Origin of the sequence: Corynebacterium sp. (genome assembly GCF_030532715.1) — a bacterium.
Taxonomy (GTDB): Bacteria; Actinomycetota; Actinomycetes; order Mycobacteriales; family Mycobacteriaceae; genus Corynebacterium.
This window is the reverse complement of record NZ_JAUNKO010000003.1, coordinates 158,303-184,514: the sequence shown is the minus strand read 5'-3', so window position 1 is coordinate 184,514 and position 26,212 is coordinate 158,303. Positions and strand designations below refer to the sequence as shown.

At 60.5% G+C, this 26,212-nt stretch carries 28 protein-coding genes and 1 riboswitch; of the genes, 17 read left to right on the top strand and 11 right to left on the bottom strand.

Annotated features, from left to right (window positions below; translation table 11 throughout):
• Positions 1-5: 5 nt before the first annotated feature.
• From Q4D83_RS06105 to mnhG, 5 genes are read left to right on the top strand one after another with little or no spacing between them, the layout of a single operon-like run.
• Positions 6-488, top strand: a complete 483-nt coding sequence (locus Q4D83_RS06105; protein ID WP_303173888.1) for a Na(+)/H(+) antiporter subunit C — start codon at positions 6-8, stop codon at positions 486-488.
• A complete protein-coding gene (locus tag Q4D83_RS06100) occupies positions 485-2,092 on the top strand; it encodes a Na+/H+ antiporter subunit D (protein WP_303173886.1) in 1,608 nt (535 codons plus the stop codon). Before Q4D83_RS06105 ends, Q4D83_RS06100 begins: the two co-directional genes overlap by 4 nt.
• Positions 2,089-2,583: a Na+/H+ antiporter subunit E gene (locus Q4D83_RS06095; RefSeq protein WP_303173884.1), complete on the top strand. Its 495-nt coding sequence runs from the start codon at positions 2,089-2,091 to the stop codon at positions 2,581-2,583. Before Q4D83_RS06100 ends, Q4D83_RS06095 begins: the two co-directional genes overlap by 4 nt.
• Before the next feature lie 4 nt (positions 2,584-2,587).
• Positions 2,588-2,860 carry a monovalent cation/H+ antiporter complex subunit F gene (locus Q4D83_RS06090; protein ID WP_303173881.1) on the top strand — a complete coding sequence of 91 codons (273 nt, stop codon included), beginning with the start codon at positions 2,588-2,590 and terminating at the stop codon, positions 2,858-2,860.
• Positions 2,857-3,222, top strand: coding sequence for a monovalent cation/H(+) antiporter subunit G (gene mnhG / locus Q4D83_RS06085; protein ID WP_303173879.1), 366 nt, complete (start codon positions 2,857-2,859; stop codon positions 3,220-3,222). Before Q4D83_RS06090 ends, mnhG begins: the two co-directional genes overlap by 4 nt.
• Before the next feature lie 36 nt (positions 3,223-3,258).
• Here the strand turns inward: mnhG and Q4D83_RS06080 are convergent, their stop codons facing one another.
• Together Q4D83_RS06080 and Q4D83_RS06075 are read right to left on the bottom strand one after the other, a co-directional pair.
• The gene (locus Q4D83_RS06080) at positions 3,259-4,380 is read right to left on the bottom strand and encodes a glutamate--cysteine ligase (RefSeq protein WP_303173877.1); all 1,122 of its coding nucleotides are present in this window, start codon (positions 4,378-4,380) and stop codon (positions 3,259-3,261) included.
• A complete protein-coding gene (locus Q4D83_RS06075) occupies positions 4,380-4,982 on the bottom strand; it encodes a LytR C-terminal domain-containing protein (RefSeq protein WP_303173875.1) in 603 nt (200 codons plus the stop codon). Before Q4D83_RS06075 ends, Q4D83_RS06080 begins: the two co-directional genes overlap by 1 nt.
• Positions 4,983-5,094: 112 nt before the next feature.
• Between Q4D83_RS06075 and Q4D83_RS06070 the strand changes: the two genes are divergently transcribed.
• The 5 genes from Q4D83_RS06070 to Q4D83_RS06050 all read left to right on the top strand — a co-directional run bounded on the left by Q4D83_RS06070 (position 5,095) and on the right by Q4D83_RS06050 (position 9,486).
• Positions 5,095-5,688, top strand: coding sequence for a peptide deformylase (locus Q4D83_RS06070; protein ID WP_303173873.1), 594 nt, complete (start codon positions 5,095-5,097; stop codon positions 5,686-5,688).
• Positions 5,681-6,649 carry a GNAT family N-acetyltransferase gene (locus Q4D83_RS06065; protein ID WP_303173872.1) on the top strand — a complete coding sequence of 323 codons (969 nt, stop codon included), beginning with the start codon at positions 5,681-5,683 and terminating at the stop codon, positions 6,647-6,649. Before Q4D83_RS06070 ends, Q4D83_RS06065 begins: the two co-directional genes overlap by 8 nt.
• Before the next feature lie 10 nt (positions 6,650-6,659).
• A complete protein-coding gene (locus tag Q4D83_RS06060; protein WP_303173870.1) occupies positions 6,660-7,439 on the top strand; it encodes an exodeoxyribonuclease III in 780 nt (259 codons plus the stop codon).
• A complete protein-coding gene (gene cls, locus Q4D83_RS06055) occupies positions 7,436-8,902 on the top strand; it encodes a cardiolipin synthase (protein WP_303173869.1) in 1,467 nt (488 codons plus the stop codon). Before Q4D83_RS06060 ends, cls begins: the two co-directional genes overlap by 4 nt.
• Positions 8,903-9,009: 107 nt before the next feature.
• Positions 9,010-9,486: a MarR family winged helix-turn-helix transcriptional regulator gene (locus tag Q4D83_RS06050; protein ID WP_303173868.1), complete on the top strand. Its 477-nt coding sequence runs from the start codon at positions 9,010-9,012 to the stop codon at positions 9,484-9,486.
• Here the strand turns inward: Q4D83_RS06050 and Q4D83_RS06045 are convergent.
• The gene (locus Q4D83_RS06045; protein ID WP_303173866.1) at positions 9,483-10,742 is read right to left on the bottom strand and encodes a multidrug effflux MFS transporter; all 1,260 of its coding nucleotides are present in this window, start codon (positions 10,740-10,742) and stop codon (positions 9,483-9,485) included. The two genes, Q4D83_RS06050 and Q4D83_RS06045, sit on opposite strands and share 4 nt — an antisense overlap.
• A gap of 42 nt (positions 10,743-10,784) precedes the next feature.
• Positions 10,785-10,906: riboswitch (TPP riboswitch) on the top strand.
• Here Q4D83_RS06045 and thiC point away from each other — a divergent pair.
• The 4 genes from thiC to Q4D83_RS06025 all read left to right on the top strand — a co-directional run bounded on the left by thiC (position 10,899) and on the right by Q4D83_RS06025 (position 14,444).
• A complete protein-coding gene (thiC, locus tag Q4D83_RS06040) occupies positions 10,899-12,602 on the top strand; it encodes a phosphomethylpyrimidine synthase ThiC (protein WP_303173864.1) in 1,704 nt (567 codons plus the stop codon). Its footprint overlaps the riboswitch before it by 8 nt.
• 129 nt (positions 12,603-12,731) lie before the next feature.
• Positions 12,732-13,928: a Na/Pi symporter gene (locus Q4D83_RS06035; protein WP_303173862.1), complete on the top strand. Its 1,197-nt coding sequence runs from the start codon at positions 12,732-12,734 to the stop codon at positions 13,926-13,928.
• A gap of 12 nt (positions 13,929-13,940) precedes the next feature.
• A complete protein-coding gene (locus tag Q4D83_RS06030) occupies positions 13,941-14,168 on the top strand; it encodes a hypothetical protein (RefSeq protein ID WP_303173860.1) in 228 nt (75 codons plus the stop codon).
• Between the two features lie 132 nt (positions 14,169-14,300).
• Positions 14,301-14,444 carry a hypothetical protein gene (locus Q4D83_RS06025; RefSeq protein ID WP_303173858.1) on the top strand — a complete coding sequence of 48 codons (144 nt, stop codon included), beginning with the start codon at positions 14,301-14,303 and terminating at the stop codon, positions 14,442-14,444.
• 48 nt (positions 14,445-14,492) lie between these two features.
• Here the strand turns inward: Q4D83_RS06025 and Q4D83_RS06020 are convergent, their stop codons facing one another.
• From Q4D83_RS06020 to thiE, 6 genes are read right to left on the bottom strand one after another with little or no spacing between them, the layout of a single operon-like run.
• On the bottom strand, positions 14,493-15,251 hold the full coding sequence (locus tag Q4D83_RS06020; protein WP_303173856.1) for a multidrug ABC transporter permease: 759 nt from the start codon (positions 15,249-15,251) through the stop codon (positions 14,493-14,495).
• Positions 15,248-16,174, bottom strand: coding sequence for an ABC transporter ATP-binding protein (locus tag Q4D83_RS06015; RefSeq protein ID WP_303173854.1), 927 nt, complete (start codon positions 16,172-16,174; stop codon positions 15,248-15,250). Before Q4D83_RS06015 ends, Q4D83_RS06020 begins: the two co-directional genes overlap by 4 nt.
• 26 nt (positions 16,175-16,200) lie before the next feature.
• Complete coding sequence (locus Q4D83_RS06010) at positions 16,201-16,980, bottom strand: thiazole synthase (RefSeq protein ID WP_303174156.1); 780 nt, start codon at positions 16,978-16,980, stop codon at positions 16,201-16,203.
• Entirely contained in the window at positions 16,952-17,155 is a 204-nt protein-coding gene (gene thiS / locus Q4D83_RS06005) for a sulfur carrier protein ThiS (RefSeq protein WP_303173852.1), read from the bottom strand. The genes Q4D83_RS06010 and thiS overlap by 29 nt, the downstream gene beginning before the upstream one ends.
• Positions 17,155-18,210, bottom strand: coding sequence for a glycine oxidase ThiO (gene thiO, locus Q4D83_RS06000; RefSeq protein ID WP_303173850.1), 1,056 nt, complete (start codon positions 18,208-18,210; stop codon positions 17,155-17,157). The genes thiS and thiO overlap by 1 nt, the downstream gene beginning before the upstream one ends.
• Positions 18,207-18,911, bottom strand: coding sequence for a thiamine phosphate synthase (thiE, locus tag Q4D83_RS05995; RefSeq protein WP_303173848.1), 705 nt, complete (start codon positions 18,909-18,911; stop codon positions 18,207-18,209). The genes thiO and thiE overlap by 4 nt, the downstream gene beginning before the upstream one ends.
• 40 nt (positions 18,912-18,951) lie before the next feature.
• Here thiE and Q4D83_RS05990 point away from each other — a divergent pair, with 40 nt between their 5' ends.
• From Q4D83_RS05990 to Q4D83_RS05980, 3 genes are read left to right on the top strand one after another with little or no spacing between them, the layout of a single operon-like run.
• Complete coding sequence (locus Q4D83_RS05990) at positions 18,952-20,295, top strand: hypothetical protein (protein WP_303173846.1); 1,344 nt, start codon at positions 18,952-18,954, stop codon at positions 20,293-20,295.
• Entirely contained in the window at positions 20,292-21,260 is a 969-nt protein-coding gene (locus Q4D83_RS05985) for a glutamate ABC transporter substrate-binding protein (protein WP_303173844.1), read from the top strand. The genes Q4D83_RS05990 and Q4D83_RS05985 overlap by 4 nt, the downstream gene beginning before the upstream one ends.
• A complete protein-coding gene (locus Q4D83_RS05980) occupies positions 21,257-23,518 on the top strand; it encodes a serine/threonine protein kinase (protein WP_303173842.1) in 2,262 nt (753 codons plus the stop codon). The genes Q4D83_RS05985 and Q4D83_RS05980 overlap by 4 nt, the downstream gene beginning before the upstream one ends.
• 2 nt (positions 23,519-23,520) lie before the next feature.
• On the opposite strand, the gene Q4D83_RS05975 is transcribed toward Q4D83_RS05980, so the two are convergent.
• Positions 23,521-24,729 (bottom strand): acetate kinase, encoded by a 1,209-nt coding sequence (locus Q4D83_RS05975; protein WP_303173840.1) that lies wholly within the window; start codon positions 24,727-24,729, stop codon positions 23,521-23,523.
• The gene (pta, locus tag Q4D83_RS05970; protein WP_303174155.1) at positions 24,730-26,052 is read right to left on the bottom strand and encodes a phosphate acetyltransferase; all 1,323 of its coding nucleotides are present in this window, start codon (positions 26,050-26,052) and stop codon (positions 24,730-24,732) included.
• Positions 26,053-26,212: the final 160 nt, after the last annotated feature.

The following is a 26,212-nucleotide window of genomic DNA, read 5'->3' as shown; positions in this document are numbered from 1 at the left end:
AACACGTGGTAGCTAATTTCTTTCTCCTGCTCACCTGCGGAGTGCTCGTGGCGTGCGGCGCGTACCTGCTGCTTGATCGCGCCATGACCCGCATGCTGTTGGGCTTGTTGCTCATGGGCAACGGCATCAACCTGCTGATGTTAATCGCGGGCGGCGGCGCTGGTGCCCCGCCGATCCAGGGCCGCAATTCGACGTTGAATGCGAGCGATTCAGACCCGCTGGCTCAGGGCATGATCCTGACCGCGATCGTGATTTCGATGGCGATGACGGCGTTTCTGTTGGCGCTAGCGTACCGGCAGTACCGCTACCGCACCGCCGACCTCATTGATAATGACTCTGAAGACACCGCAGTGGCGTCCCGCACAACTGCCACCGCGCCGGACCGGGATGCCTCCGACGATCCGTTAACCGGCCGCCCCACGGCAAGCGGCGACAAATTCGGCCCCGCGTTTTTCGAGGCCCCGATCGAAGCGCAGGACGACCAGTGAACTACCTCATTCCGCTGCCCGTAATCCTGCCCGCTGTCGGCGCCGCCCTCACGTTGCTCACCCCGAATCGCCGCTGGCAGCGCGCCATTTCCCTCCTCACACTGACCGCGCTCATTGTGCTCACCGTAGCCTTGGTCATGCTTGTCGACGCCCACGGCATACAGGTCGTGCAAATCGGCGGCTGGGACGCGGGCGTGGGCATTACTTTGGTGGCGGATCGCCTGTCCACCATGATGCTGGCGGTCAGCGCGCTCGTGCTCTTTACGGTGATTTTGTACGCCATCGCCCAGGGCGTACGCGACGGCAGCAAGGACGAACCGGTGGCCGTGTTTTTGCCGGCGTATCTGCTGCTCAGCATGGGTGTGAACATGTCGTTTCTCGCCGGGGACCTGTTTAACCTGTATGTGGGTTTTGAGGTGTTCCTCGTCGCCTCCTATGTGCTGCTCACCCTCGGCGCCTCCCCCGGCCGGGTGCGTGCCGGCGTGTCCTATGTGATGGTCTCGATGCTGAGTTCGCTGGTGTTTCTGCTGGCGTTGGCGTTGATTTACGCAGCGGTAGGCACCATGAATATGGCGCAGATTTCGGTGCGTCTTGAAGAAATTCCGGCCGGTACTCGCGGCGCATTGTTCGCCGTACTGTTGGTGGCGTTCGGGATTAAGGCAGCGGTGTTTCCGCTGTACTCCTGGCTTCCGGACTCGTACCCCACCGCGCCCGCCCTGGTCACCGCCGTGTTCGCTGGCTTGCTCACCAAGGTGGGCGTGTATTCCATCATTCGCCTGCGCTCCGCAGTATTTACGGATGGCCGCCTCGACACGTGGCTCATGTGGGCGGCGCTCGCCACCATGATTGTGGGCATCCTCGGCGCGATGGCGCAAAACGACATTAAGCGCCTGCTTTCGTTTACCCTGGTCAGCCACATTGGCTACATGATTATGGGCATTTCGCTAGGTTCCGCGTTAGGGCTGTCCGGGGCAATCTTCTATGCCGTGCACCATATTCTCGTACAAACCGCGTTATTCCTCGTGGTCGGCCTCATCGAACGGCAGGCGGGTTCGTCTTCATTACGACGCCTCGGCTCCCTCGCCTACACCTCGCCCCTCCTAGCCGTGCTGTACCTGCTGCCCGCCCTGAACCTCGGGGGCATCCCGCCGCTGTCTGGGTTTTTGGGCAAACTTCTCCTGTTGGAGGCCGCCGCTGAAATCGGTGGGTTTATGCCCTGGCTGCTCATCGGCGGCGCGGTGGTCACCTCGCTGCTCACCCTGTACACCATGACCATTGTGTGGTCGAAGGCGTTCTGGCGGGACCGGTCCGACGCGCCCGACGGGGCCATGGCGTTTGCCACACCCCGGCCGCTGACCGAAAGCATGAACATGGTGCCAATCGCCGAGCGCCCGGACGTCGGCCGCATGCCGTGGGGCATGGTGCTGCCCACGGGCCTGCTGGTCGCGGCGTCGTTAGCCGTCACCCTCCTCGCGGGGCCAATCTCCGGCGTCACCGGCCGCTCCGCAGAATCCGCGCAAGACGTCAACCACTACCGCAACGCCGTACTCGGCACCACCGCCGAAAACCCTGGGCGCACCCTCCCCGGCAAGGAGACACCATGAGCAGGTTCCGGCCCCTCGCAATCGTTTGGCTGACCGCCATGTGGATTCTCATGTGGGGCGAATTCTCCATCGGCAACTTCGTCGCCGGACTCGCCCTCGCGCTGCTCATCACCCTCGGCCTGCCACTGCCAAAACTCCCGGTGGCGGCGAAAACCATCCGGTGGCTGCCACTCCTGCGGCTGCTGACCAATTTCAGCTGGCAGCTCGTCGTCTCCTCCTGCAACGTGGCGTGGATCGCGCTACGGCGCACCGAACAACCCCCAGCGGCGCTCGTGCGGGTGCCCATGCGCGTAGCCGATGACCTCGTATTTTCCTTCGCCATCGGGCTGCTCAACCTGCAGCCGGGCGGCACGGTCAGTGACTTCGACCTAGACAAACGGGAGCTCACCGTGCACCTGTTGGACGGGTCGTCCCACGCGGCCATCGAGCGCGAAATCAACAACATCAACCAGCTGGAAACCCGGCTCAACGACATCTTTGTAACGAGGTGACCACATGGACTACTACACCATCGGATTATCCCTGGCCACCGGCGTGTTCATGCTGTCATTCCTGATCACCGGGTATCGGCTCCTCGTCGGGCCGAACTCGCTCGACCGGCTGGTGGCGCTGGATGCCACCGCCGCAATGATCCAATGCGCGCTCGCCGTATACATCTGCTGGACCATCGACACCACCGTGTCTAACGCCATGATGGTGGTGGCGCTGCTCGGGTTCATCGGCACCGTGGCGCTCACCCGATTCCGAAAGCGAGACGATGCCGCATGATGAACGTTTTGAGCCTCTTCTTTTTGCTCTGCGGGGCGCTGCTCGCGCTCTCCGCAGCCATCGGATTGGTGCGCTTCCGAGACACCATGTCCAGGCTGCACGCCGTAACCAAACCCCAAACACTCGGGCTGATCTGCACCATCACGGGAACCATCCTGCACGTGCTCAACTCTGAACACTTGGGCCCTGGGGAACTCGGCGACATGGGCGTGCTCTTCCTAATCATCCTGTTCGCACTACTCACCGCGCCGGTAGTGGCGCAACGAGTCGGTCGCATCGCCCGAAAAGAAGGACTGTATGACGAAAACCTGCTGTCCAGGGACGATACCGAGGGTAAGAAAATTGCCCGCAAGCACGTGTAGGTAACCTACGGCGCGGCGGGCGGGGCGTCGGCAAGCTTAGGTGAGGCTTTCAACCTCGTCGCAGGTCGCATCGACCACGGCTTCCCACGAACCCGTCGCTTCATACAACTCACGTTGACGCTGGTAGGCGGCACCATCGCGGAGAATCTCCGGAATCAGCGCAAGCTCCTTTTCGCAACCCAACTCCTGGGCGAGCGGAGTAAGCAAGCGCGCCATCCGCAGCAGGTCATCCCGCACGAGCACCTCATCAGTTTGGCGGCTGACAATAATCTCCGCGTCCAGCCCGTACCGCGCGGCCCGCCACTTGTTTTCGGCCAAGTGCCACGGCTGCAAGGACGGCAACTTCTCCCCGGTGTCGTACAACCGGTCGTAATACACAACGAGGCAATGCGTGAGCGCAACCACGGCGGACAATTCGCGCAGCGTTGTCGTAGCGTCGGCGACGCGAACCTCAATGGTGCCCCATTTGCCAGCCGGGCGGATATCAAAATGCATCGCGCCCGTGTGGTTAATCACGCCGGAAATCGCCTGATCGGACATATATTCGGACCACTGTTCCCAGTCCACAAAGCCGAACGGCATGCCGGCGGTGGGCAACTGCTGGTACAACATGGTGCGGTTCGAGGCATACCCGGTATCCAGACTGTTCCAAGCGGGCGAACTCGCCGACAATACCAACAAGTGCGGATAGTGCGTCATCAGCGCATTAATGATCGGCCACACGCGATCAGCGTCGGAAATACCCACGTGCACATGAATGCCCCAAATGAGCATCTGCCGGCCCCAATACTGGGTGCGTTGAATAATCTCCTGGTAGATACCCTTGTCGGAGACGGGCTGAGTGCGCCAATCGCTAAACGGGTGGCTCCCGGAAGACCACACGCGCACCCCCTCAGCGTGGGCAGCCTCCACAACGGCGGCTAACCCTTCGCGCAATTCCGCAACCGCGTCGGGCACTTTCGTGTGCACCCCGGTCACCAATTCCACGGTGTTTTGGAGAAATTCACGTTCGAGGTGGATGTTTGGGTGGGCGCGTTGGACGCGTTCGATCACAGCCGCAGCGCGCGGCGTGAGGTCGCGGGTGACAGGGTCAACCAGCGCCACCTCCCATTCCACGCCCAGGGTTGGTTTCCGTGATCCTTGGAAGGGCTGAAGCATTAGCGTTGCAGATCCTGTGTAATAACGAGGACGACACCGGCGGGCATACGCTCCGCTTGGGCGTCACGGGGGGCGGCGGAAATTCCGAGCGAGTCGGCGAGGGCGCGAGCAGTTTTCTCCTCATCACCCTTCCCGGGAGTGTAATACACAACCGACTGAGCGAATGTAGTTTCGGAGAAGTTCCCCACCTCGGAAACCTCGAAATCGCTGTCACGCACATCGTCGGCGACGCGCTGCGCAAGCCCCTGAACAGTGGAGTTATTCAGCACCCGCACCGGCACCTTGCCGCCTTGGGCACCCGCATCCGAGTTCGCCGAAGAGCTGGTGGCGTGCTCCTGTGTGGTTTCGCTGCTCGCCACCGCCGAGTTATCGCCGCCCGCCGCCGTAGTTGTTTCCTGCGCCCCCTGGCTGGCCTGCGTCGCAACGGGCGCCGAGGTGGACGTGGTGGCGTCTTGGGCGGCCCCTTCGGAGGTGCCCGTATCGCGGAACAGCATAAACACACCCCAGGCGATAAAGAGGACACCAATCGCCATGAGGATCATCGCAAGTCCGCGTAACGGCAAGCGTGGCTCGGCAGTAGGTTTCTGCTCTGGCTTACTCATGGCTTAAATCTTAGCGGCAGTGAACCACTCAGCGTGGTTAACACCAACGCAACGGAGTGTAAAAATTGTGCACGGCTGATGGGCGGGTCGCGGCACAGAGTAGTGTGTAGACATGACAATTAGGCCCATCGTTATCCACGGCGACCCTGTCCTGCATAACCCCACCGAACCAGTGACGGAACCCATCGCGGAGCTCCAGGAACTTATTGCAGACATGTACGAAACCATGGACCGCGCCCACGGGGTCGGGCTGGCCGCCAACCAAATTGGCGTAAGCAAACGATTGTTCGTGTATAACTGCCCCGACGATAGCGGCGAATACCACCGCGGCTGCGTCATTAACCCGGTGTTGGAAACCTCCGAAATACCCACCACCATGCCCCGCGACGACGGCGAGGAAGAGGAAGGCTGCCTGTCTGTGCCGGGAGAGTCCTTCCCCACCGGCCGCGCCGATTGGGCGCGCGTCACCGGCCTTGATGAACACGGCAACCCCACCACCGTAGAAGGCACCGGATTCTTGGCACGGTGCCTGCAACACGAAGTGGGCCACCTGGATGGTTTCGTGTACACGGACACGCTTCTTGGCCGCTGGAAGCGGCAAGCGAAGAAAACGATCAAGCGAAATGGATGGACCGTGCCCGGCCTGACCTGGCTGCCCGGCGTCGACCCAGACCCATTCGGACACGACGAGGATGCTCATGCATAAGCCCCCGAAGATCGGCGACCGCGTGATTGTGCGCCGCCGCCTTCCGGGCACACCGGGGCACGTTTCAGACATCATCGGGCACGTGCTGGAGCTAGACCCATTCACGGTGCGGCCGCAAGCGGTCGGCGGTTTACCTTCCCAAAAGGAAGCGGTGGTTATTCCCACGCAGCTGGTGGAAGTGTGTAAAGTGCTGCCTCCGCGCACCGTCCGCAATTCAGACATTCGTGCGGTTGAGCAAGCGACAGCCGCAGCGTTCCCAGGCATTAAGCACATTTGGCACAATGGATGGTTGTTACGTGCCGGCGATGGCATTACGGAGCGCTCAAACTCAGCCGCCCCGTTGGGCGGCTCCGCGGGCCTTACACCAGTGCCTTTGGATGAAATTCGCGAGTTCTATCGCCAACAAAATTTGCCCACGCGCATCCTCCTTCCAGACCGCATCGCGCGTTCCGCCGAGCGGGCGTGCGCCACATGGAAACGCGGCGCGGACATTGTGGTCATGACTCGTTCGTTGGCAACGCTGAATCCCATTGACCTGCCGAAAGGTTTCGCTTTCCGCGTTGACGACCAGCCGGATGAGGCGTGGCTAAACATGTACCACTTCCGGGGCAAGCCGCTGCCGGCACACGCCCTGAATCTACTGCGCTCCACCATCGACGGACACATGAGCTTCGGCAGACTGACCTGCGGTGATGAGACCGTGGCCATTACTCGAGGCACGGTGACCTCCTCGGAGGACGGCCGCATGTGGTTGGGGTATTCCGCCGTTGAGGTCGTCCCCGCGTATCGACGCCGCGGCTTAGGCACCGCGCTCGGCAACGCCATGTTGCATTGGGGTCAATCTTGCGGCGCATCATCGGCGTATTTGCAAGTCATTGCTGCAAATACGGCGGGGATCGGACTCTACAACACACTTGGCTTTATTGAGCACCACCGGCACCGCTATGCGGAGGAAGGATAATCTGGAACACATGCGAATTGTCAATTGGAACGTGAACTCGATTCGCACCCGTGCGGATCGAGTCTTTGAGTTCTTACAGCGCCACGACGTGGACGTCCTCGCCATGCAGGAAACCAAATGCAAGGACGAACAATTCCCATATTTAATGTTCCAGAATGCGGGCTATGAGGTTGCGCACGTGGGTTACAACCAGTGGAATGGTGTGGCCATTCTCTCCCGCGTGGGCTTAACGGATATTGAGGATCACTTTTCCGGCCAACCCGGTTTTGCAAAGGACCCAGCCAAGCCGCAGCCGGTGGAAGCCCGCGCGGTAGGCGCGACGTGTGGTGGGGTGCGCGTCTGGAGCTTGTATGTGCCCAATGGCCGCGAGATTGCGGACCGCCACTACGACTACAAGTTGCGGTGGTTGGATGCGTTGCGCCGTCACGCCTTGCGTGCCCCTGAGCTCGCGGTCTACTTGGGCGACATGAACATCGCGCCGCTGGATTCGGACGTGTGGGACATTCACGCCTTTGTGGGGGCAACGCATGTGACAGAACCTGAGCGCATTGCGTTTGCCGCCCTGCAGGAAGCTGGGCTGGTAGAAACCACTCGGCGTTTCGACGATGGCTACACCTACTGGGACTACAAGGGTGCGAGGTTTCAGCGGGGCGAGGGCATGAAGATTGATTTCCAATTGGCCACGCCAGCGTTGGCGGGGAGCGCAACCGGCGGTTTTATTGATGTTGACGAGCGGTCCGGTAAGGGCGCTTCCGACCATGCCCCCGTGATCGTGGACTACGATGTGTGATGCTCAACATCAACTTGGAGTGGTGGCAAACCGCTGGCCTGATCCTTGATTACACCATCAAGATCATGGCCATCGGCACGGTGCCGGAGGGCCGCAAGCCCGGCTCGTCAAATGCCTGGTTGCTCGCCATCTTGGTGCTGCCGTTTGTTGGGCTGCCGCTGTTCCTCCTGATGGGCAGCCCGTACATTAATCGCCGGCGCCACCAGGTGCAGCAGGACGCCACCGCAATGACCGGCGACGTCCACGCGGACCTTCCGGATCTGCCCGCCGGGGAAGACGTGGGCTCCGAGTTAACCTCCATGGTGAAACTGAATCGGCGGCTGACGGGCATGCCGGCGTTGCCGGGCAAGATCGTGGATTTGCATACCGATTACCAGACTTCCTTTCACCGCATGGCGGACGCGATTGACCAAGCCAAGGAGTATGTGCACGTGGAGGTGTACATCACGGCGTGGGACGCGAGTACGGACGTGTTTTTCGCCGCCTTGGAACGCGCCACTGCCCGCGGCGTCAAGGTACGCCTGTTGTTTGACCACGTAGGTTCTTGGAAGTATCCGGGGTATTTGTCCTTGGGGCGCCGGTTAACGGACATTGGGGTGGATTGGCATTTGATGTTGCCGCTGCAACCATGGCGTTGGCGGTTCCGCCGTCCGGACCTGCGCAATCACCGAAAACTCGTGATTATCGACGGCCGCGTGGGCTTCATGGGCTCACAAAACCTTATCGCCGACACTTACCTTCTGCGGCGCAACATCAAACAAAACCGACACTGGATCGACATTATGGTCGAACTCACCGGGCCAATCGTTGCCTCAATGGAAATGGTGTTCGCAGTGGATTGGTACCAGGAATCTGGGGAAAACGTCGCCATCGAGGCTCCCATAATCGGGGACGCTTCCGCGGAAAATATCCTGCAATTAGTCCCCTCCGGGCCGGGGTATACCACGGAGCCAAACCTGCGCATATTCAACACGGTGGTGCATCACGCAAAGGAGCGAATTATCCTATGTTCCCCGTATTTCATCCCGGATGAGTCCCTCCTCGAGGCGATCACCACGGCCTGCTATCGGGGCGTGCAGGTTGACCTGCTGGTCAATGAAAAATCAGACCAATTTATGGTGGGACACGCGCAGTCCAGCTATTACCAGGGCTTGCTCGAGGCGGGGGTGAACATCCACTTATATCGCGCCCCAGCCGTGCTGCACTCGAAGTTTATGGTGGCTGACCCGCACGATGACGCGGTGGCGATCATGGGCTCCTCCAACATGGACATGCGAAGCTTCGGCCTGAACTACGAAGTGTCGCTCATGACTGCACGAGGAGTCTTGATAGATCAACTTACAGATTTGACCGAGGTGTACATCAAAGCCTCCCGGCCCCTCCCCCTTTCGGAGTGGTCCGAAAGAGGGTTCTGGAGGCGCTACATTGATAACGCCATGCGTCTGACCTCGGCTTTACAGTGACAGGACACCAAAACGGGGGGATACACGGCAACCACTGATTAGGTCGCCAAAAACCTGAGCCATAAAGTTAATATTATCGTAATCTTATGTCTTACAGGAGCCCACTCATGGTCGAGCGACCCCCACTCAATGAAGCCCACTTGCACGATTTGGCGCGGTCGTTGTACGGAACAATTGCGTCATTGCGCAGACTCGCCGAACGAGCCAATAGTGATCTAGACCTCACCCAATCTGAGGTGGAGATTCTCTACTACGTGAAGCGTCACCCCGGTTGCAGCATCAGCGAGATCGCCCGCGTGCGCCAGCTCCGCACGCCGAACGTTAGCTCAACCGTTCGGCTGCTCAGTAAGCAGGGTTTCATTCGGCGGGCGGATAGCATCACGGACCGGCGATGCCAGCAACTTTTCCTCACCGAGGATGGCACGGATTGCATCTCCCGCATCTTTGATCAATGGACCGAAGTGGTCGGCGCGATAGTCGAACGTATGCGCCCGGAGGACGTTCAAGCATTACGGGGATACACTCAAACGTTCGAAGATCTTCAGGTGGCGGCGCATGATCTTGCCTCCGAGATCAACAGCTAGCCCCGCCGCACACTACCCAAACCCACAAGCCCAAGGCCCAAACAGGTAGCCATACCGATGCCCATCGCCAACGCCGGGTTGCTGCCAGCGCCCATGGAAGCGCTCACGCACCCGGCGGTGACGAATTGGGCGAACCCCATCATCGCGGAGCCCGCGCCGGCCCGCTCGCGAACAATACCCGTCCCCAACGCCGTAGCGTTTCCCAAAATCGGCCCCAAGTTCAGCAACGCAAGGAACAGCAACGGGGCGGTGACGTACAGGTGGGGGCCGAGCAGGGCGTCGATAAGCACGCCGACGGCGCACGCGAACATCACCAGCATCGCAGTACGCACCAGCACGTGGGGGTCGCTGCGATCCACCAAGCGGGAATTGATCAAGCTGCCCAACATAATCCCCAGCGAATTCAACGCAAACAACGCCGAAAACCCCAGCTCCGTCACGCCTAGCTGCTGTTGAAACACAAACGGGGACGCCGAAATGTAAGAAAACAACCCGCCGAACCCCAACGCGTAGGCCACCATATATCCCCGGAAACCGCGGTTTGCCAGCACAAACGCAATACCAGCAAAGAACTCACGCAGGCTGGCAGAGGTGCGGCGCTCCTGCGGGTGGCTTTCCGGCACCACCAACAGCGCAACGACCAGCTGCAGCACCGCAATACCAGCCAAGATCACAAAGAGGCCGCGCCAGCCCAGCGGTTGCGCCAACAAGCCGCCCACCACGGGAGCCACCACCGGCGCTAGGCCCTGAATGGTCATCATGAGGGAAAACGCTTTGGCGGCTGCGGCACCCGTGGCGAGGTCCGCGATCACCGTGCGGGACAACACCACGCACGCCCCCGAACCGATGCCCAACACGAGGCGCGCCCCAACAAGCACCATAATATTCGGGGCGAACGCGCACACTAGGGAGGCTATCGACGCCACCGCCGCACCAGCAATCAGCAACCCACGGCGCCCCCACGAATCCGACATCGGCCCGATAGCAACCTGCCCCAACGCCATGCCAAACATAAAGCCACTCAAGGTGAGCTGCACCGCGGCACCCGAGGTGTGCAAATCTTGTGCAATATTCGGCAGGGTGGGCAGGTACATATCAATTGCAAACGGCCCGCCCGCCGCCAACAACGCCAGCGCTACTAGCAACTTAGGATTCAAACGTTCATTTGCCACGCGTTCGATCTTTGCCGATCCCACCCCAAACAGTAAAACGGCCAACCGCGGCACCGTGCCATCGCCCGCAGCACGCAGCAGCAAACCGCAGGCGCCTCAGCGCAGCTTCCGTTACAGTAAAAAGGTCTTTGTATCCGCGGGAGTGTGGCCGAACATCACCACGCTGAGAGGGCGCTAAACAGCGGGGCGCCGACCGTATTCGAACCTGTCCGGATCATGCCGGCGTAGGGAGGAGTTGTTGTGAATCAACGTGTCCACGCAAAGAAACTCAAAAGTGAGCCGCCGAAAGCGGGGCAGGTCACCACGGGGCCGATTTACCGCAGCCATAAAGTGTACCGGCCAGTGGAGTATCAAGGGGTGACCCTGCGCATTCCCGCCCGTCGCATCGAACTCACCAACGACACTACTTTTGATGTGTACGACACCTCCGGGGTGTACACGGAGCACAATCCGCAGCTGGACCTGCAACAAGGCCTGGCCAAAACCCGTAACCAATGGCCCAAGCACGCACCCGTACCAGCCTCACAGGAACACCCGGAACTGTTGGTGCAAACGCAACTAGCGTGGGCGCGAGCGGGCGTGATCACGCCTGAGATGGTGTTTTGCGCCGAGCGGGAAGGCTTCACGGCGGAGGAGGTCCGGGCGGAAGTTGCGGCTGGGCGCGCAGTAATCTGCGCAAACCGGAACCACCCGGAAATTGAACCCATGATTATCGGGCGGAAATTCGCCGTAAAAATCAACGCAAATATGGGCAACTCGGCGGTAACCTCCTCCATTGCGGAAGAGGTGGAGAAAATGGTGTGGGCCACACGCTGGGGTGCGGACACCATCATGGATCTTTCTACCGGCAAGGATATCCACGAAACCCGCGAGTGGATTCTGCGGAATTCGCCGGTGCCGGTGGGCACGGTGCCGATTTACCAGGCGTTAGAAAAGGTGGGCGGGGATCCCACCAAACTGACATGGGAAATTTACCGCGATACCATCATCGAGCAGTGCGAACAGGGCGTCGACTACATGACTGTGCATGCGGGCGTGCTGCTGCGCTACGTGCCGCTCGCCGCCAACCGCGTCACCGGAATCGTGTCCCGCGGCGGCTCCATTATGGCGGCGTGGTGTTTGCATCGCCACCAGGAATCCTTCCTATACACGCACTTCGCGGAGCTCTGCGATATCCTCGCCGCCTATGACGTGACGTTTTCGCTTGGGGATGGCCTGCGCCCCGGCTCAATCGCAGACGCCAATGATGAGGCGCAACTCGCCGAGCTGAAAACACTCGGTGAGCTCACGCTCATCGCCCGCTCCCGCGGCTGCCAAGTAATGATCGAGGGCCCCGGCCACGTGCCCATGCATAAGATCGCCGTGAACGTGGAGTGGGAGGAACAGTGGTGTCACGGGGCGCCGTTTTATACGCTGGGCCCGCTGGCCACCGATATCGCCCCCGGCTATGATCACATCACTTCCGCGATTGGGGCGGCGATCATCGGCCAGGCAGGTACCGCAATGCTGTGCTACGTCACTCCCAAGGAGCACCTCGGGTTGCCAAACCGCGACGATGTAAAGACCGGGGTAATTACCTACAAGATCGCGGCCCACGCTGCGGACTTGGGGAAAGGGCACCCGCGCGCCCAGGAACGGGACGATGAACTGTCAAAGGCGCGTTTCGAATTCCGGTGGCACGACCAGTTTGCCCTCGCGTTGGACCCAGACACCGCACTGGAGTTCCACGATGAGACGCTGCCCGCGGAACCCGCGAAAACCGCCCACTTTTGTTCCATGTGCGGACCGAAGTTCTGCTCGATGCGGATTTCGCAGGATGTTCGCGATTACGCGGCCGCCAACGGATTGGATTCGGTAGCGGCGATCGAGGCTGGAATGCGGGAGAAATCAGCGGAGTTTCGGGCTGCCGGAGACCGCGTGTACCTGCCGATTACCACCGAATAGCCACAGCCGTACCAAGGTTGTTCGGGAAAGTTCACCCAGTGTTCACCTTCCGTAGGCCTTTTCGTAGTGCGAGGGGTGTTGAGTAAGAAGTGTCAACGCACGTTCTTTACACCCCGGAGGCTGTCCATCGTGACGCAGAACATCGCCACCACACCCACCACCGCCGTGGCGGCACCGACGGAAACTTCCCGCCGTCGGTTGCCTCATTGGCTTTTGTGGCTTGGCGCCCTGGCCACCCTGTACATGCTGATTGTTGCCATCGGCATCATTGGCGATGGTTTTAAAGGATTAGGCAGCGACACTGCGCAAAGTTTGTTCGACTTTGCCACGAACCCGTTTATTGGTTTGTTCGTGGGCATTTTAGCCACAGCGATCATTCAGTCTTCCTCCACCACGACCACCCTGGTGGTGACCGCCGTTGGTGCTGGCGCACTGCCGGTGGAAGTTGCCGTGCCAATGATTATGGGCGCAAATATCGGCACGTCTGTGACCAATACGCTGGCCTCGCTTGGGCACATCGGACATAAGGACGAATTCCGCCGCGCATTCGCAGCGTCCACAGTGCACGACTTCTTTAACTTAGCCGCCGTGATTTTGTTGCTGCCGCTGGAGCTCATGTTCCACCCCATTCAGCACTCCGCACAGTGGTTGTCGTCGCACCTGTACGGCACCGTGCTTCCGGAGCCCGGAAGTGCCGACGTCGTGGGCATGCTCACCAAACCAGTGGTCAGCGCCATCGGCATGAATGGTGCCTTAGGCAGCATTGACGGCGGCGTAGTGTCGGCATCAATCACCATCCTCGCGGGCATTGCAGCGATCTTCCTAGCGGTACATTGGTTGGGCAAGATTCTGCAGGTGCTCATGGTGGGTCGAGCGAAGCACATCTTGGAAAAGTCCGTGGGTGGCAACCCGCTCACCGCGCTGGCGGCGGGCGCTGGTGTGACGGCGCTGGTACAGTCCTCCTCGGTCACCACATCGGTGATGGTGCCCTTCGCAGGTTCCGGCGCGCTGACCACCAAACAGATTTACCCATTAACGTTGGGCGCAAACATTGGCACCACGATTACCGCAATGATTGCGGCAATGGCGGTAACCGGCCAAGGTGCCGAGCTGGCGTTGCAAATCGCCTTGGTGCACTTCCTGTTCAACGTGTACGGCGTGGTACTTATCTACGTGCTTCCGTTCTTGCGTCCCATTCCGGTGTTGTGCGCGGAATTTTTGGCTCAAGTAGCCACGGAACGCAAGGCTCTCGCGCTAGCTTGGATCGTAACCGTATTCCTTGCTATCCCTGCGCTGGCGATTGTGATTCAGACGCAGCTCACATGATTTGGGGCCCTCATGAACGATGCCGAACACGAAAAGCTTCACGCTGCGGGAATCGACGAGTTGGAACGCATGCTCGCCGAAGCTGAGGAAGAACTCAAGATCATCCGGGCGGAACTTTCAGAGCGTCGACGTGAACAACGACACTTGCAAATGCAGGCGTTACCCGATGACCTCTCCAAGCTGGAGGGAGGCTGGCGAAGTGTCTTCCAAGCAGTCCGCCGGATCATGAACGAACGCTGATACAACGCGCCGTCACTCACCAGATGGCGCGTTGCGCCTTTTCAAGAGTGCCTCACCTCTTGTATAGTGAGGCGCTATAACCAATAATGGGTTTCTACCCAAGATTATCTTAAGGTGGTGACTTTTCCCGTCATGAACGACCAACCCTTTACCGACTCCGAGCGACTCACCCTTGCCCGGGCGGAGATCGAACTCCTCCCCGACAACCTCTTTAGCCTCCGCGGGAGCTGGGCACTACTCAAAGACGCGCTCTACGGAATCGCACACGCGGCATAGCGCAATCACTCGCATCGCAATGACAGGCTAAGCTCGCGCGAGGAACGGTTACACGTCGCGCACGCTAATGGAAATAACGCCAAGGATAAACAAGCCCACCGCCCACGCGATGAAATAGTAAAGGGAACCCACGTAACCCCATGACGTGTTGGCCAAGTCTCCTTGCGTAACAAAAGCCTGCAAGTTACTAAACGGGCCGTGGTTGGAAATCTTCGGACCGTACTTGGGCAGGAAATACACAAACGTTTCTAGGCCGAGGAACCACGACATCATAATGGCGATCGCACCCGCGGTTTGACGCACCAGCATGGCCACCCCCATGGAGAACGTGACAATCAACAGGATCGTGAGCGGATACACCCACAGTGCACGCAGCAGGTATTCATTGTTCCAGATATCAATCTGCTCGCTGACGCTCGAGCCACCGATTATTTTCGCCGCGTACACTCCGCCGAGCAGGGTGGCAGCCGTCATCACCGTGGAAATCACCGCGTAGAGGAACCACTTGCACAGCAGCACGATGAAACGCTGCGGGGTCGCGGCAAACGTCATACCGACGCTGTTGTGTCGGTATTCGGTCGTAACCACCATGATGGCTTGGACAATGATCGCCAAGGTGCCGAAGTAGTAAATGCCTTGCGGGAGCAGATTGAGCTCAATGAAGCCGATCTCGGATTGGCGGGCGTTCCAGGCCAGCAGCACTGGGATCAACGCCCCAACCAGCACGAAGAACAGGCTGGTAAACGCCAAGGCTTTCGTCGTGCTGAGTTTAATCCATTCAGAACGGATGGTGTAGAACGGATTCACGGCAGGCGCTCCTTTGCTTGGTATTCCACGGCGTGCCCAGTCATGGCCATAAACGCGTCCTCCAGGGATGCTTTGCGCTCCGTCAGCTCAAGCACATTGATCTGCGTCGAATAAGCGAGATTACCCACATAATCGCTGCTGCGATCAGGGATGACAAACACCAAGCGGCCTTCCTCATCCTTTTCCTGAGTGAATTCCATCCCCTCCTCTTCGAGAACGCCTGCGAACTCTAGCACGTGCGGAGTACGCACCAGCACCGAGGTTTGGGAAGACTGCTTGATGAATTCATACGTGGAGGAATCCGCCACTAACTGGCCCCGGCCGATCACCACGAGGTGGTCAGCGGTCAGCGCCATCTCAGAAAGCATGTGCGAGCTCACCATCACCGAGCGACCTTCCGCGGCTTGGCCTTTGAGGAAGTTACGCACCCAACGAATACCCTCCGGGTCGAGGCCATTGACGGGTTCGTCGAGCAGCAAGATGCCCGGGTCGCCGAGCAAGGCCGTAGCGAGCCCCAAGCGTTGCCCCATACCAAGCGAAAACTTTCCAGCCTTTTTGTTGGCCACATCCGTCAAACCCACAATGCCCAACACTTCGTCCACGCGCCGCTTCGATATCCCGTTCGACGCCGCAACCCAACGTAGGTGATTAGCCGCAGTACGGTTCGGGTGCACAGCTTTCGCATCAAGAAGCGAACCAACCTCCCGCAGCGGATTGCGCAGGCTGCGGTACCGCTTCCCGTTGATCAGGGCGGTACCGTGGGTCGGTCGATCCAGCCCCAAGATCATGCGCATTGTGGTGGACTTACCTGCGCCATTCGGCCCAAGGAAGCCGGTGACAATGCCTGGCTTCACGGTGAAACTCAGGTTGTCAACGGCGGTCACTCTGCCGTATCGCTTAGTCAGCCCTTTGACTTCGATCATGCACACTAGTGTGGCACATCATCGATCTATTGGTCGCGTTCGGGGGAACTCGCACGGCCCCAAAATCGCTTCGGAATTCGGCCCGCCAAATACGCCTCCCGCCCAGCGATCACCGCGTGCTTCATCGCCTGCGCCATCCGCACTGGGGAGTCCGCGCGGGTCACGGCCGTGGCCAACAGCACTGCGGCGCAGCCCAACTCCATGGCCTGGGCGGCATCGGAGGCGGTGCCAATCCCGGCGTCGCAAATCACGGGCACTTTCGCCGCGGAGGTAATCATCGAAATATTATGCGGATTCTGAATGCCCAAACCGGTGCCGATCGGGGCTGCCAACGGCATCACCGCAGCGCAACCCGCCTCCTCAAGCTGCCTGGCCAAGATCGGATCGTCGCTGGTGTAGGGCAACACCACAAAGCCGTCGTCGACGAGCTGTTCCGCGGCGTCGAGAAGCTCAATGCCGTCGGGCAGCAGCGTACGATCGTCCGCAATCACCTCGAGTTTGATCCAGTTGGTGTGCAACGCTTCCCGCGCTAACCGCGCAGTCAGCACCGCCTCCGCGGCCGTGCGGCAGCCCGCCGTATTCGGCAACGCGCGAATCCCCAATTCCTCCAGCAGCCGCACCATCCCCGTGCCCGTTTTCGAATCCACGCGCCGCATCGCCACCGTGGTGAGTTCCGTACCGGACGCCACCAGCGCCTCCCGCAGCACATGCTGATTCGCCGCACCCCCGGTACCCATAATGAGGCGAGAGCTCAACTCCTCGCCCGCGATCACTAATTTATCCACCTTGCACCGCCGTGAGCACATCAATGGTGCGAGGCGCGAGATCACCGACGGACTCGTCCCAACGGTCCCGTGGGAACACGGTCCCGTCGAGGGCTACAGCAACACCTCGATCCTCGCCCGCGTATTCAACCACCAGTTCGCGAACGCTAGTGGCGTCACCCACCTCGCGCAGCTGACCGTTGAGCTCAACGTTCATTATTGTTCCACTTTCTCAAAGCGGTGCGGATCCGTCAGGCGCATAATCGGGAGGGGTTCTCCAGCGATTTCAGCGAGCACCGCGTCCGCCGTGAGCGCCGACAATAGAATACCGTTTCGCCCATGCCCGCAGGCGGCGATAATTCGATCGTCAACGGCACCGATATACGGCTTATTATCCGGGGAATAGGGGCGCAAACCGGCAACTACCTCGTCGAACGCGTAATCGTCGATGCCGGGGAAGATCAAAGCGGCGTCATCAAGCAATTGTCGGACACCCCCAGCAGTGGGTTCCAAATCGTGCCCGTGTTCGTATTCAGTGGCGCCCACCGCAAGCCCCCAATCACGCGGAACTAAATACACCGCACGACCGTGCACCTTGGCGCGAATCGTGCGGCGTGGGGGTTCTTGCGACGAAGCGCGGCGCCGCAACCGCAGCACCTCGCCCTTCACCTCCCGCATGGGCAAACCAATCAGCTTCTCCGAACCCGCACCCGCGGCAACCACCACGCGCTCCCCCGACACCTGGCTCACATCCTCCACAATGGTGCGCACCCACTTCACCCCGAATTGGTTGCAGCCGCGCGCCAAAGCCGTCATGGCCAACCGGTTATCCACGGCAAGCTCCTCATCACACACGATGCCGCCGCGCAACCCCCGCCGCAAACTCGGCTCCAGCACCCGCAACTCGCGGCGAGTCACGGTACGAAACGCGTCCGGATAATAGCCCGCCACAAACTCCCGAATGGTGGCCAACTCCGCAGCATCCGCCTCGTCCACGGCGGTAAGCAACGAGCCTTCCGCCGTAAACATTTCGCCACCAAGTTCGGATCCCATGTGCATCCAACTGTCCAGAGCGGCCACCCCAAGGAACAACATGTCCTCTTCACCCGGCCACGCCTCCGAGTACGCGCCGAGCATGCCACCAGCGACCCAACCTGCGCCGTCGGTACCTGGCATCTCAGGCGCATACAAAGTTACGTCACATCCAGCACTCGCTAGACGGTATGCACAAGCCAAGCCGACGATGGAACCGCCGATGACACTTACGTTCACTGCCCCTCCTTAGTTCGTTGATTGATTGCAGTTCGTAATTCCCTCACCGCCGCGGCAGGATGAGAGGCTTCAGTAATTGCCCGAACAACAACAATACGCCGTGCACCTGCAACGATGGTGGTACCGACACTCCCTAGATCAATCCCTCCGATAGCAAACCACGGCTTTTCCACACCTTCGGCCACCCCGCACTCCGCAACCTTTTGCGCGGCATAACGCACCAGCTCGAGCCCCACCGCCGGACGCCCCGGCTTCGTCGGGGTGGCCCACACCGGGCCGGTGCAAAAATAGGTCACGTTTGGGTCCACAAGCGCCGCATCCACATCGGCCATAGTGTGGCAGGACCGGCCCAACGCCACGTCTGGGCCGAGGATTTCCCGGGCAATCCGCGGCGAAATATCCGCCTGCCCCATGTGGAACACGTCCGCACCCGCGGCGTAAGCGATGTCGGCGCGGTCATTCACAGCCAGCAGCGTGCCGTAACGCTCGCACACCTCCCGCAAGGCCGCCAGGAATTCTAATTCCTGCGCCGCCTCCATCGCGCCGTATTCCGCCACACCTGGCGAATGTTTATCCCGCAGCTGAATAATGTCCACGCCGGCCGCGCACACGGTCTCAGCGAACTCTACAAGTCCACGCGGATTATTCCCATGCACGTGACGCCGCGCGTCAGTGACCAAGTACAACGTTGCGGAGTCCATGGGACCCCAGCCTAGTGCTCGGGGCGGGTATTCTGAAGCAATGAGCACCCCCGTCACTGAGGATCATTGGCTGGATGCGGTGGACTCACACGAGCCCTCCAAACGCCAACGCGCCTTCGCCATAGTGCGCGGCTGGCTGAATAGTCTCAACGTTCTCTCAACCACACCCGGTAAACTCGCCGCCGTTACCGCGCTGGTAAGCATAGCCATCTTCGCCGCCGGCTACGCCATGTCTGCCACCTCGACGGAACGGCAACAAGCGTTGGACACGCTCATCACCAACACCGAACCCATGTCCTTCGCCTCGCACAATATTTACTCTTCCCTGTCCATCGCAGACACCACCGCCACCACCGGGTTCGCCCAAGCCGGCGTGGAAGACCCCAGCACCCGGGAGCGCTACACGGAAGCGATTCGCCTGGCCAGTGTTTCCCTAGCCGAGGCCGCCGCCCAACAGAACGACGACACCGCGCCGCTGATCCTCACCGTCCAGCAGCAATTACCGGTCTACACCGGATTGGTGGAAACGGCGCGCGCAACCAGTCGGGTTGGCAACCCGGTGGGAGCGGCCTATATGGCGGAGGCCTCCGCGCTGATGCGGGAGGAAATTTTGCCCACCGCCGCCAAGCTGTACAGCAAAACCTCCGACGAAATGACCACACAGCAATCGCTTGTGACCAAAGTGCAGTGGATTCCCATCTCCGGGCTGGTAGCCGCCGTGGCGTTGCTCATTGCGGCCCAGTGGTGGTTGTATCGAGCGACCAGGCGACGCCTCAACGTCGGGTTCGTTGTGGCTACCGCGCTGATGGTGATCGCCACCGGCTGGGTGGGCGCGGCGAACTTCACCAATTTCAGCGCCGGGTCTGCCGCGTACCAGGAGGCCGCCGCACCGCTGTATTCCCTGACCAACGCGCGCATTCAAGCCCAAAAGGCCCGCACCGAGGAAACGCTGTCGCTCATCCGCCGGCAAAACATCAACTCTTCGGACACGACGTTTGCGCAGGCAACAAAGCGGATCCACGATGCCTTGGACCAATTCGAGCGCAGTTCGCTCAACGAAACCACGGCGGATAAGCAAACGCTGCTCACCGCACGCAGCAACGTAGAATCGTGGACTACGCATCACCGTTATGTGCGGCAAGCGCAGGAAACCGGGGATTATTCCGCGGCGATTGCGCACACCTCCGGCACCCCGTCGGCTTTCGACGCCCTCGACCAGGACCTCGCCGCTCTAATGGGAAAGGCGCGGTCCTCACTGCGCAGTTATATCAACGATGGCCTGTCCGCCACCCGCCGCGTGGCTACGCCGGTATTGTTACTGTCACTGTGTTCCATATTCGCGGTTTGGATTGGCATCCGACCTCGATTCCAGGAGTACCTGTGAAACGTTTGTTCAGTGCCCTTTGGAGTGTCGCCCTGCTCACCGCCTGCGGCGCGGGGCCCACGCAACAGACGGAAGAAAGCTGGGTGGCGCCAGTCCCGCGCCCCCTGCCCCACGGCGCCGTACTGGACGAACCCGGCGTGGAAAGCCGCACCATGTCGCGCGAATTTCTAGGCTCCTACCGTCCGGACGGGCGCACACCCGCCGAACGCGTGCCCCACATCCTAGCCCGCGGCCGCATCATCGTTGGGGTGGACCAATCGCAATACCTGCTGAGTTTCCGCGACCCCAGCTCCGGCGAATTGCGCGGCTTCGAGGTGGAGCTCGCCCGCGAGATCGCGCAGGATATTTTCGGCGACCCGAACCGGGTGGAATTCCGCTTCGTAGATTCCACCGACCGTGTCCGCGCGCTGGAGTCCGAGCAGGTGGATATTGTGGTGCAGGCCATGACCATTACCCGCACCCGGCAGGACCAGGTGGCGTTTTCCACCCCGTATTTCACGGCGCAGACGCGCATACTTACCTTGGTGAATGCGCAGGTGTATTCAACCAAAGACTTGGTGGGGAAAACGGTGTGCGTAACGGACCAATCCACGGGGTTGGACACGGCGCGTCGAGAAGCGCCGGAAAGCCACATTCTCAAGGTACGCAATTGGTCGGACTGCCTGGTGGCCCTGCAGCAAAACCAAGCCGTCGCCGTGATATCCGACGACGCAATCCTGTCGGGGCTGGCGGCGCAAGACCCCTACACGCGCATCCTCGACGATGTCCTCGGTGAGGAAACCTTCGGCGTGGCGTTGGCCAAGCCTGGGACTAGGCACGACACCTTGGGGCTAATACGACAAGTGAATTCCACGATTGAACGAATACAGGAGGATAACACCTGGTGGGCAATGTACCACCGGTGGTTGGAGCAGTATCAAACCACACCTGGACCGCCGCCCACGAAGTACCGGGAGGAACGATGAGCGAACCCAACACCCAAGTGTGCGCCGAGCCTGTCACGGAACCAAGCAGCGAGGCGCGGACCGCGGCCGTGCCGTTCGACCCGTTCGCCGACGACGATGAATTCTCCGAGGTCACCGTCGGCATCCCCGTGGATTCCTCCACTCGGGCACGCAACGATGCGTTGACCAAATTCCGGGAACGCCGGGGCAGCCACCGCACGCAGCGCGCCGTGGCGAACGGCATGGTGCACTTGCCGTTTGTGGAGCCTACCGACCCAGCGCGGGCGCTCATCGAACCCGGCGATAAGTTCGACCCCCCAATGCTGCGGCGGGGCGACGTGGTGGCCGGACAATATGAGGTGTTGGGGGTCCTAGCGCACGGTGGGTTGGGCTGGATCTACCTGGCAAATGACCGTAATGTGTCCGGCCGCGTGGTGGTGTTGAAAGGCTTGGCGCGGTCCTTGGCGGACCACGACCGCGCCGTGGCGGAAGCCGAACGCGAATTCTTGGCGGATATTACCCACCCGGGGATTATCAAGATTTTCAATTTCATTGACGATCCCCGCGGCGACCTCATTGTGATGGAGTATGCATCCGGACCATCGTTGCGAGACCGGCGGCGCGACGGGGTAATCAGCCCGGATATTGCCATCGGCTACATGTTGGAAATCCTCCCCGCCTTGGACTACCTGCATTCCCGCGCAGTGGTGTACAACGACCTTAAACCGGACAACATTATTATCACCGAGGACCAGGTAAAGCTCATCGACCTTGGCGCGGTGTCCGGCATCGGCGCGTTCGGCTACATTTACGGCACGAAGGGGTTTCAAGCCCCGGAGGTGGCGCAGGAGGGGCCGTCGGTCGCTTCGGACATTTATACAGTGGGCCGCACCCTCGCCTCACTCATCTGTGACCTTCCGGTCATCGACGGCGCATTCGCCCCCGGCATACCGTCCCCCAGCGACGAGCCACTCTTCCGCCGCTACTTAAGCCTGTACCGGTTGTTGGTGCGCGCCACGGACCCGAACCCGGCGTATCGCTTCCGCAATGTGCGCGAGCTGCAAACCCAATTGTATGGGGTGTTGCGGGAGATTCTGGCGGTGCGGGACGCGCGGCAATTTCCCGCCCAATACTCGTTGTTTTCGCCGCAACGTACCACGTTTGGCACCAAACACACCGTGTTTCGCACCGACCAATTGATCGACGGTATCGAGCGCACGGTGCGCATCACGCCCCCCGAGATCGTTGCCGCGCTGCCGGTGCCGCTGTTAGATACCACCGATCCGGGCGCACACATGCTCAGCGGCTATTCCTACGCGGAGCCCCACGAGGCGTTGGAAACCATCCGGCAGGCGATGGAAGAATACCCCACCAGCACGGAGATTCCGCTTGGAATGGTCCGCGCCCTGCTCGACCTGGGGCTCACGTCGGAGGCACGCGCCATGCTGAACACGTTGGATCGGCTGAGCAACGATTGGCGCCATCAGTGGTATTCGGGGATCACGGACCTCCTGCTCGACGATTACGAGGCCGCCCAAGAACACTTCAACAACGTACTCAATATTCTTCCCGGGGAAGCCGCACCGAAGTTAGCGCTCGCGGTCGTCGACGAATTATTGCTGCAACAGGCCGGCCTCGACCAAACCCCGCTTCTCGACGCCGCAACCATCAGCGCCGCGCAATTACTTAACCTCGCCGAGGAAGACACCCCCCAATTCAATTTCGTGGACCCCACGTGGTCCCACCTGACCCGCGAACCCGCGGCGTTGCGCTTCCACGCCATGCGGCTGTACAGCTTGGTGTGGGCGACGAACCCCACCACCATTTCCTCCGCCTTCGGGTTAACTCGCATGCTCATGGCCGAGGGGCAGGTGGAGCAGGCCGTCGCCGCCTTGGATAGCGTGCCGCAACCGTCCCGCCATCAGCGCATGGCGAAGCTCACCACCATTTTGCACTTGGTGTCTGGGCCCGCCGACCAACTCACCGAGCATCGCATCCGCCGCGCCGCCCGCCGGCTGGAAGAAATTCCCACCAACGAACCGCGCTTCCTGCAAATCAAAATTGCAGTGATGAACGCCGCGCTGAACTGGCTGCGCGCCATGGACTTAGATTGCCCGGCCTCCACCGGAGACCTTTTCGACGTCCCATTCACCCAACGCGGCCTGCGCACCGGCATTTCCCAAGCGCTCCGCCTCCAGGCGCGTTCCGCGCCGTTTGCCAGGCACCGTTACGCGCTTGTGGACATGGCCAATACGGTGCGCCCCACCACCTGGTTTTAACGCTACGCTTGGGTGGCGATCTTCATTGCCTTTCGTGCGATAGCGAGCTCCTCGTTCGTGGGGATCACAAACACCTTCACCTGCGAATCATCCGTGGAAATCTCGCGGGCGCCGTCATTGGGCAGGGCGTTACGTTCGGGGTCAATCTTGATGCCGAAACCTTCCAACCCGGCGAGCGCGTCTGCACGCACATTCGCCGCGTTTTCGCCGACCCCAGCGGTAAAGGTAATCGCATTCACCCGGCCCAACGCAATCATGTACGAACCAATGTATCGCCGAAGCTGGTGAATGTAGACGTTGTAGGCCAGCCAAGCATCCTGATTCTCCTGCTCAATCAAATTGCTAAGCTCGCGGAAATCGTTCACCCCAGCAATACCCTTAACCCCCGACTTGCGGTTGAGCAGCTGGTCGATCTCATCGATGCTCATCCCGGCGCTGCGGTGGAGGTGGAATACAATACCGGGATCAATGTCCCCAGAGCGCGTGCCCATCACCAAACCCGCCAGCGGAGTCATGCCCATCGACGTATCCACAGCCTGGCCGCCCCGAATCGCTGCGGCCGACGCCCCGTTGCCCAAGTGCAAGGTGATTTGGTTTACGGCCTCCGCCGGCATGTCCAACAATTCCGGCACGTGCTGAGACACATATTCGTGGCTCGTGCCGTGGAATCCATAGCGGCGGACACCGTGCTCCGCCGCAACCTCGGCATTAATCGCATACAACGCCGCGGCCGGGGGCATGGAGTGGAAGAAACCAGTATCAAACACCGCTACGTGTGGAACATCCGGCAAGATAGCCCGGGCAACCTCGATGCCATCAATATTGGCGGGGTTGTGCAAGGGGGCGAGCGGGATCAGGTCACGGACCATGCTCATGATCTCGTCCGTAATCAGCTCCGGCTGGGAGAACAAAATCCCGCCGTGCACCACGCGGTGCCCGACCGCCACAATATCCACATCTGACGGGCCGCACCCGTGCTCCGCCATCAAATGAAACGCCATGGCCAGGCCGACCGAATGGTCCGCGATCGGGGCTTCCTTGACGTACTTTTCACCCTCGAACTTCAAGGTCACACGGCCGTTAGCCTCACCGATTTGTTCTACCAGCCCCGAGGCGAACGGCTCGTCCTTGGCGTGCTTCGTCGGGTCAACGAGCTGAAACTTAATGGAAGACGACCCGGAGTTGAGCACCAACACAAGCGCAGAAGACATTTACTTACCCCCAGCCTGAATGGCGGTAATAGCCACGGTGTTCACGATGTCCGGCACCGTCGCACCGCGGGACAAATCGTTCACAGGCTTGTTCAACCCCTGCAGGATCGGGCCGACCGCGAGCGCATGGCCCGTCCGCTGCGCGGTCTTGTAGCCAATGTTTCCGGCCTCCAAATCGGGGAAAATAAACACATTCGCACGACCCGCAACCTCCGACTCCGGCATCTTCTTTGCGGCAACGCCTGGGTCACACGCGGCGTCGAACTGCAAGGGGCCGTCGACAAGCACGCCTGGGTCAAGCTCGCGGGCGGCAGCCACAGCGGCGACAGCGCGATCCACGTCCGGCCCCGTGCCCGAGGTGCCCGTGGAGTAGCTCAAAATTGCCACGCGCGGATCAATGCCGAATTGCTCAGCTGTACGTGCAGAAACCACCGCAATTTCGCCCAGCTGTTCGGCGGTGGGGTTGGGGTTGACGGCGCAGTCGCCGAAAGCCCACAGGCGGCCGCGCATCACCATGAGGAAAATGGAGGAGACCACGGATGTGCCTGGTTTGGTCTTAATGATCTGGAAGCTCGGCTTAATCGTGTGGGCGGTGGTGTGCGCCGCACCCGAAACCATGCCGTCGGCGAGCCCCTTGTGGATCATCATGGTTGCGTAGTAGGAAATATCCTTCATGGTTTCCCGCGCCTCATCCAAGGTCACGCCCTTGGACTTCCGCAGCTCTGCAAACTCCTGCGCGAACTCCTCCGCGCGCGGATCAGCAAGCGGGTTCGAAAGGTGCGCTTTGGAAAGGTCGAGGCCAAGGGCACTAGCCCGCGTGAGAATGTCCTCGGGGTCGCCCAAGATGGTCAACTCACACACATCCTTAGCCAGCAATTGATCAGCGGCCTGCAGGATACGGTCGTCTTCCCCCTCTGGCAGCACGATATGCGCCTTGGTTTGCTTCGCCCGCTCCAACAACCAATGCTCGAACACCACGGCGGACATGACCTGCGCCGCGGTAGCACCCGCGCTAGCCTTGGCGAGTTCCGCGGGGTCCGCCGCAACAGCAGCAACCACCGCTCCCAGGGATTCGGCTTCGCGCACCGTGAGGTCCGCAGCAACGCCGGGTTCGCTGAGAATGGCAAGCGGCACCCCGAGGGCGGCACCGCACTGCGCGTCAAAGTTAAGGTTACCGGTACCGAGGTACACCACGGGTTCGGTGGCGGCATCAGCGACCACATCGGAAATTTCGGCAGCGCCGCGGACCAACGGGCGGACCGGTAAGCCAAAGGGTTGGGCGGCTTCCGGATCCAGACCGCGACCAAGCGCCGTGAGCAGGATCGAGGGGGGGGTATGAGTCACCTGAGGTCCTTTCCTTCACTGTGTGTTTTACGTTTGTTTTAGGTGTGAGTTAGGTTTGAGTTACGTGTGAGTTACGTGCCACATACAATTTTGTGTGATTCGCCCCATAAGTGTAGCGGAGCAAGCGCCGCTCGTCGCG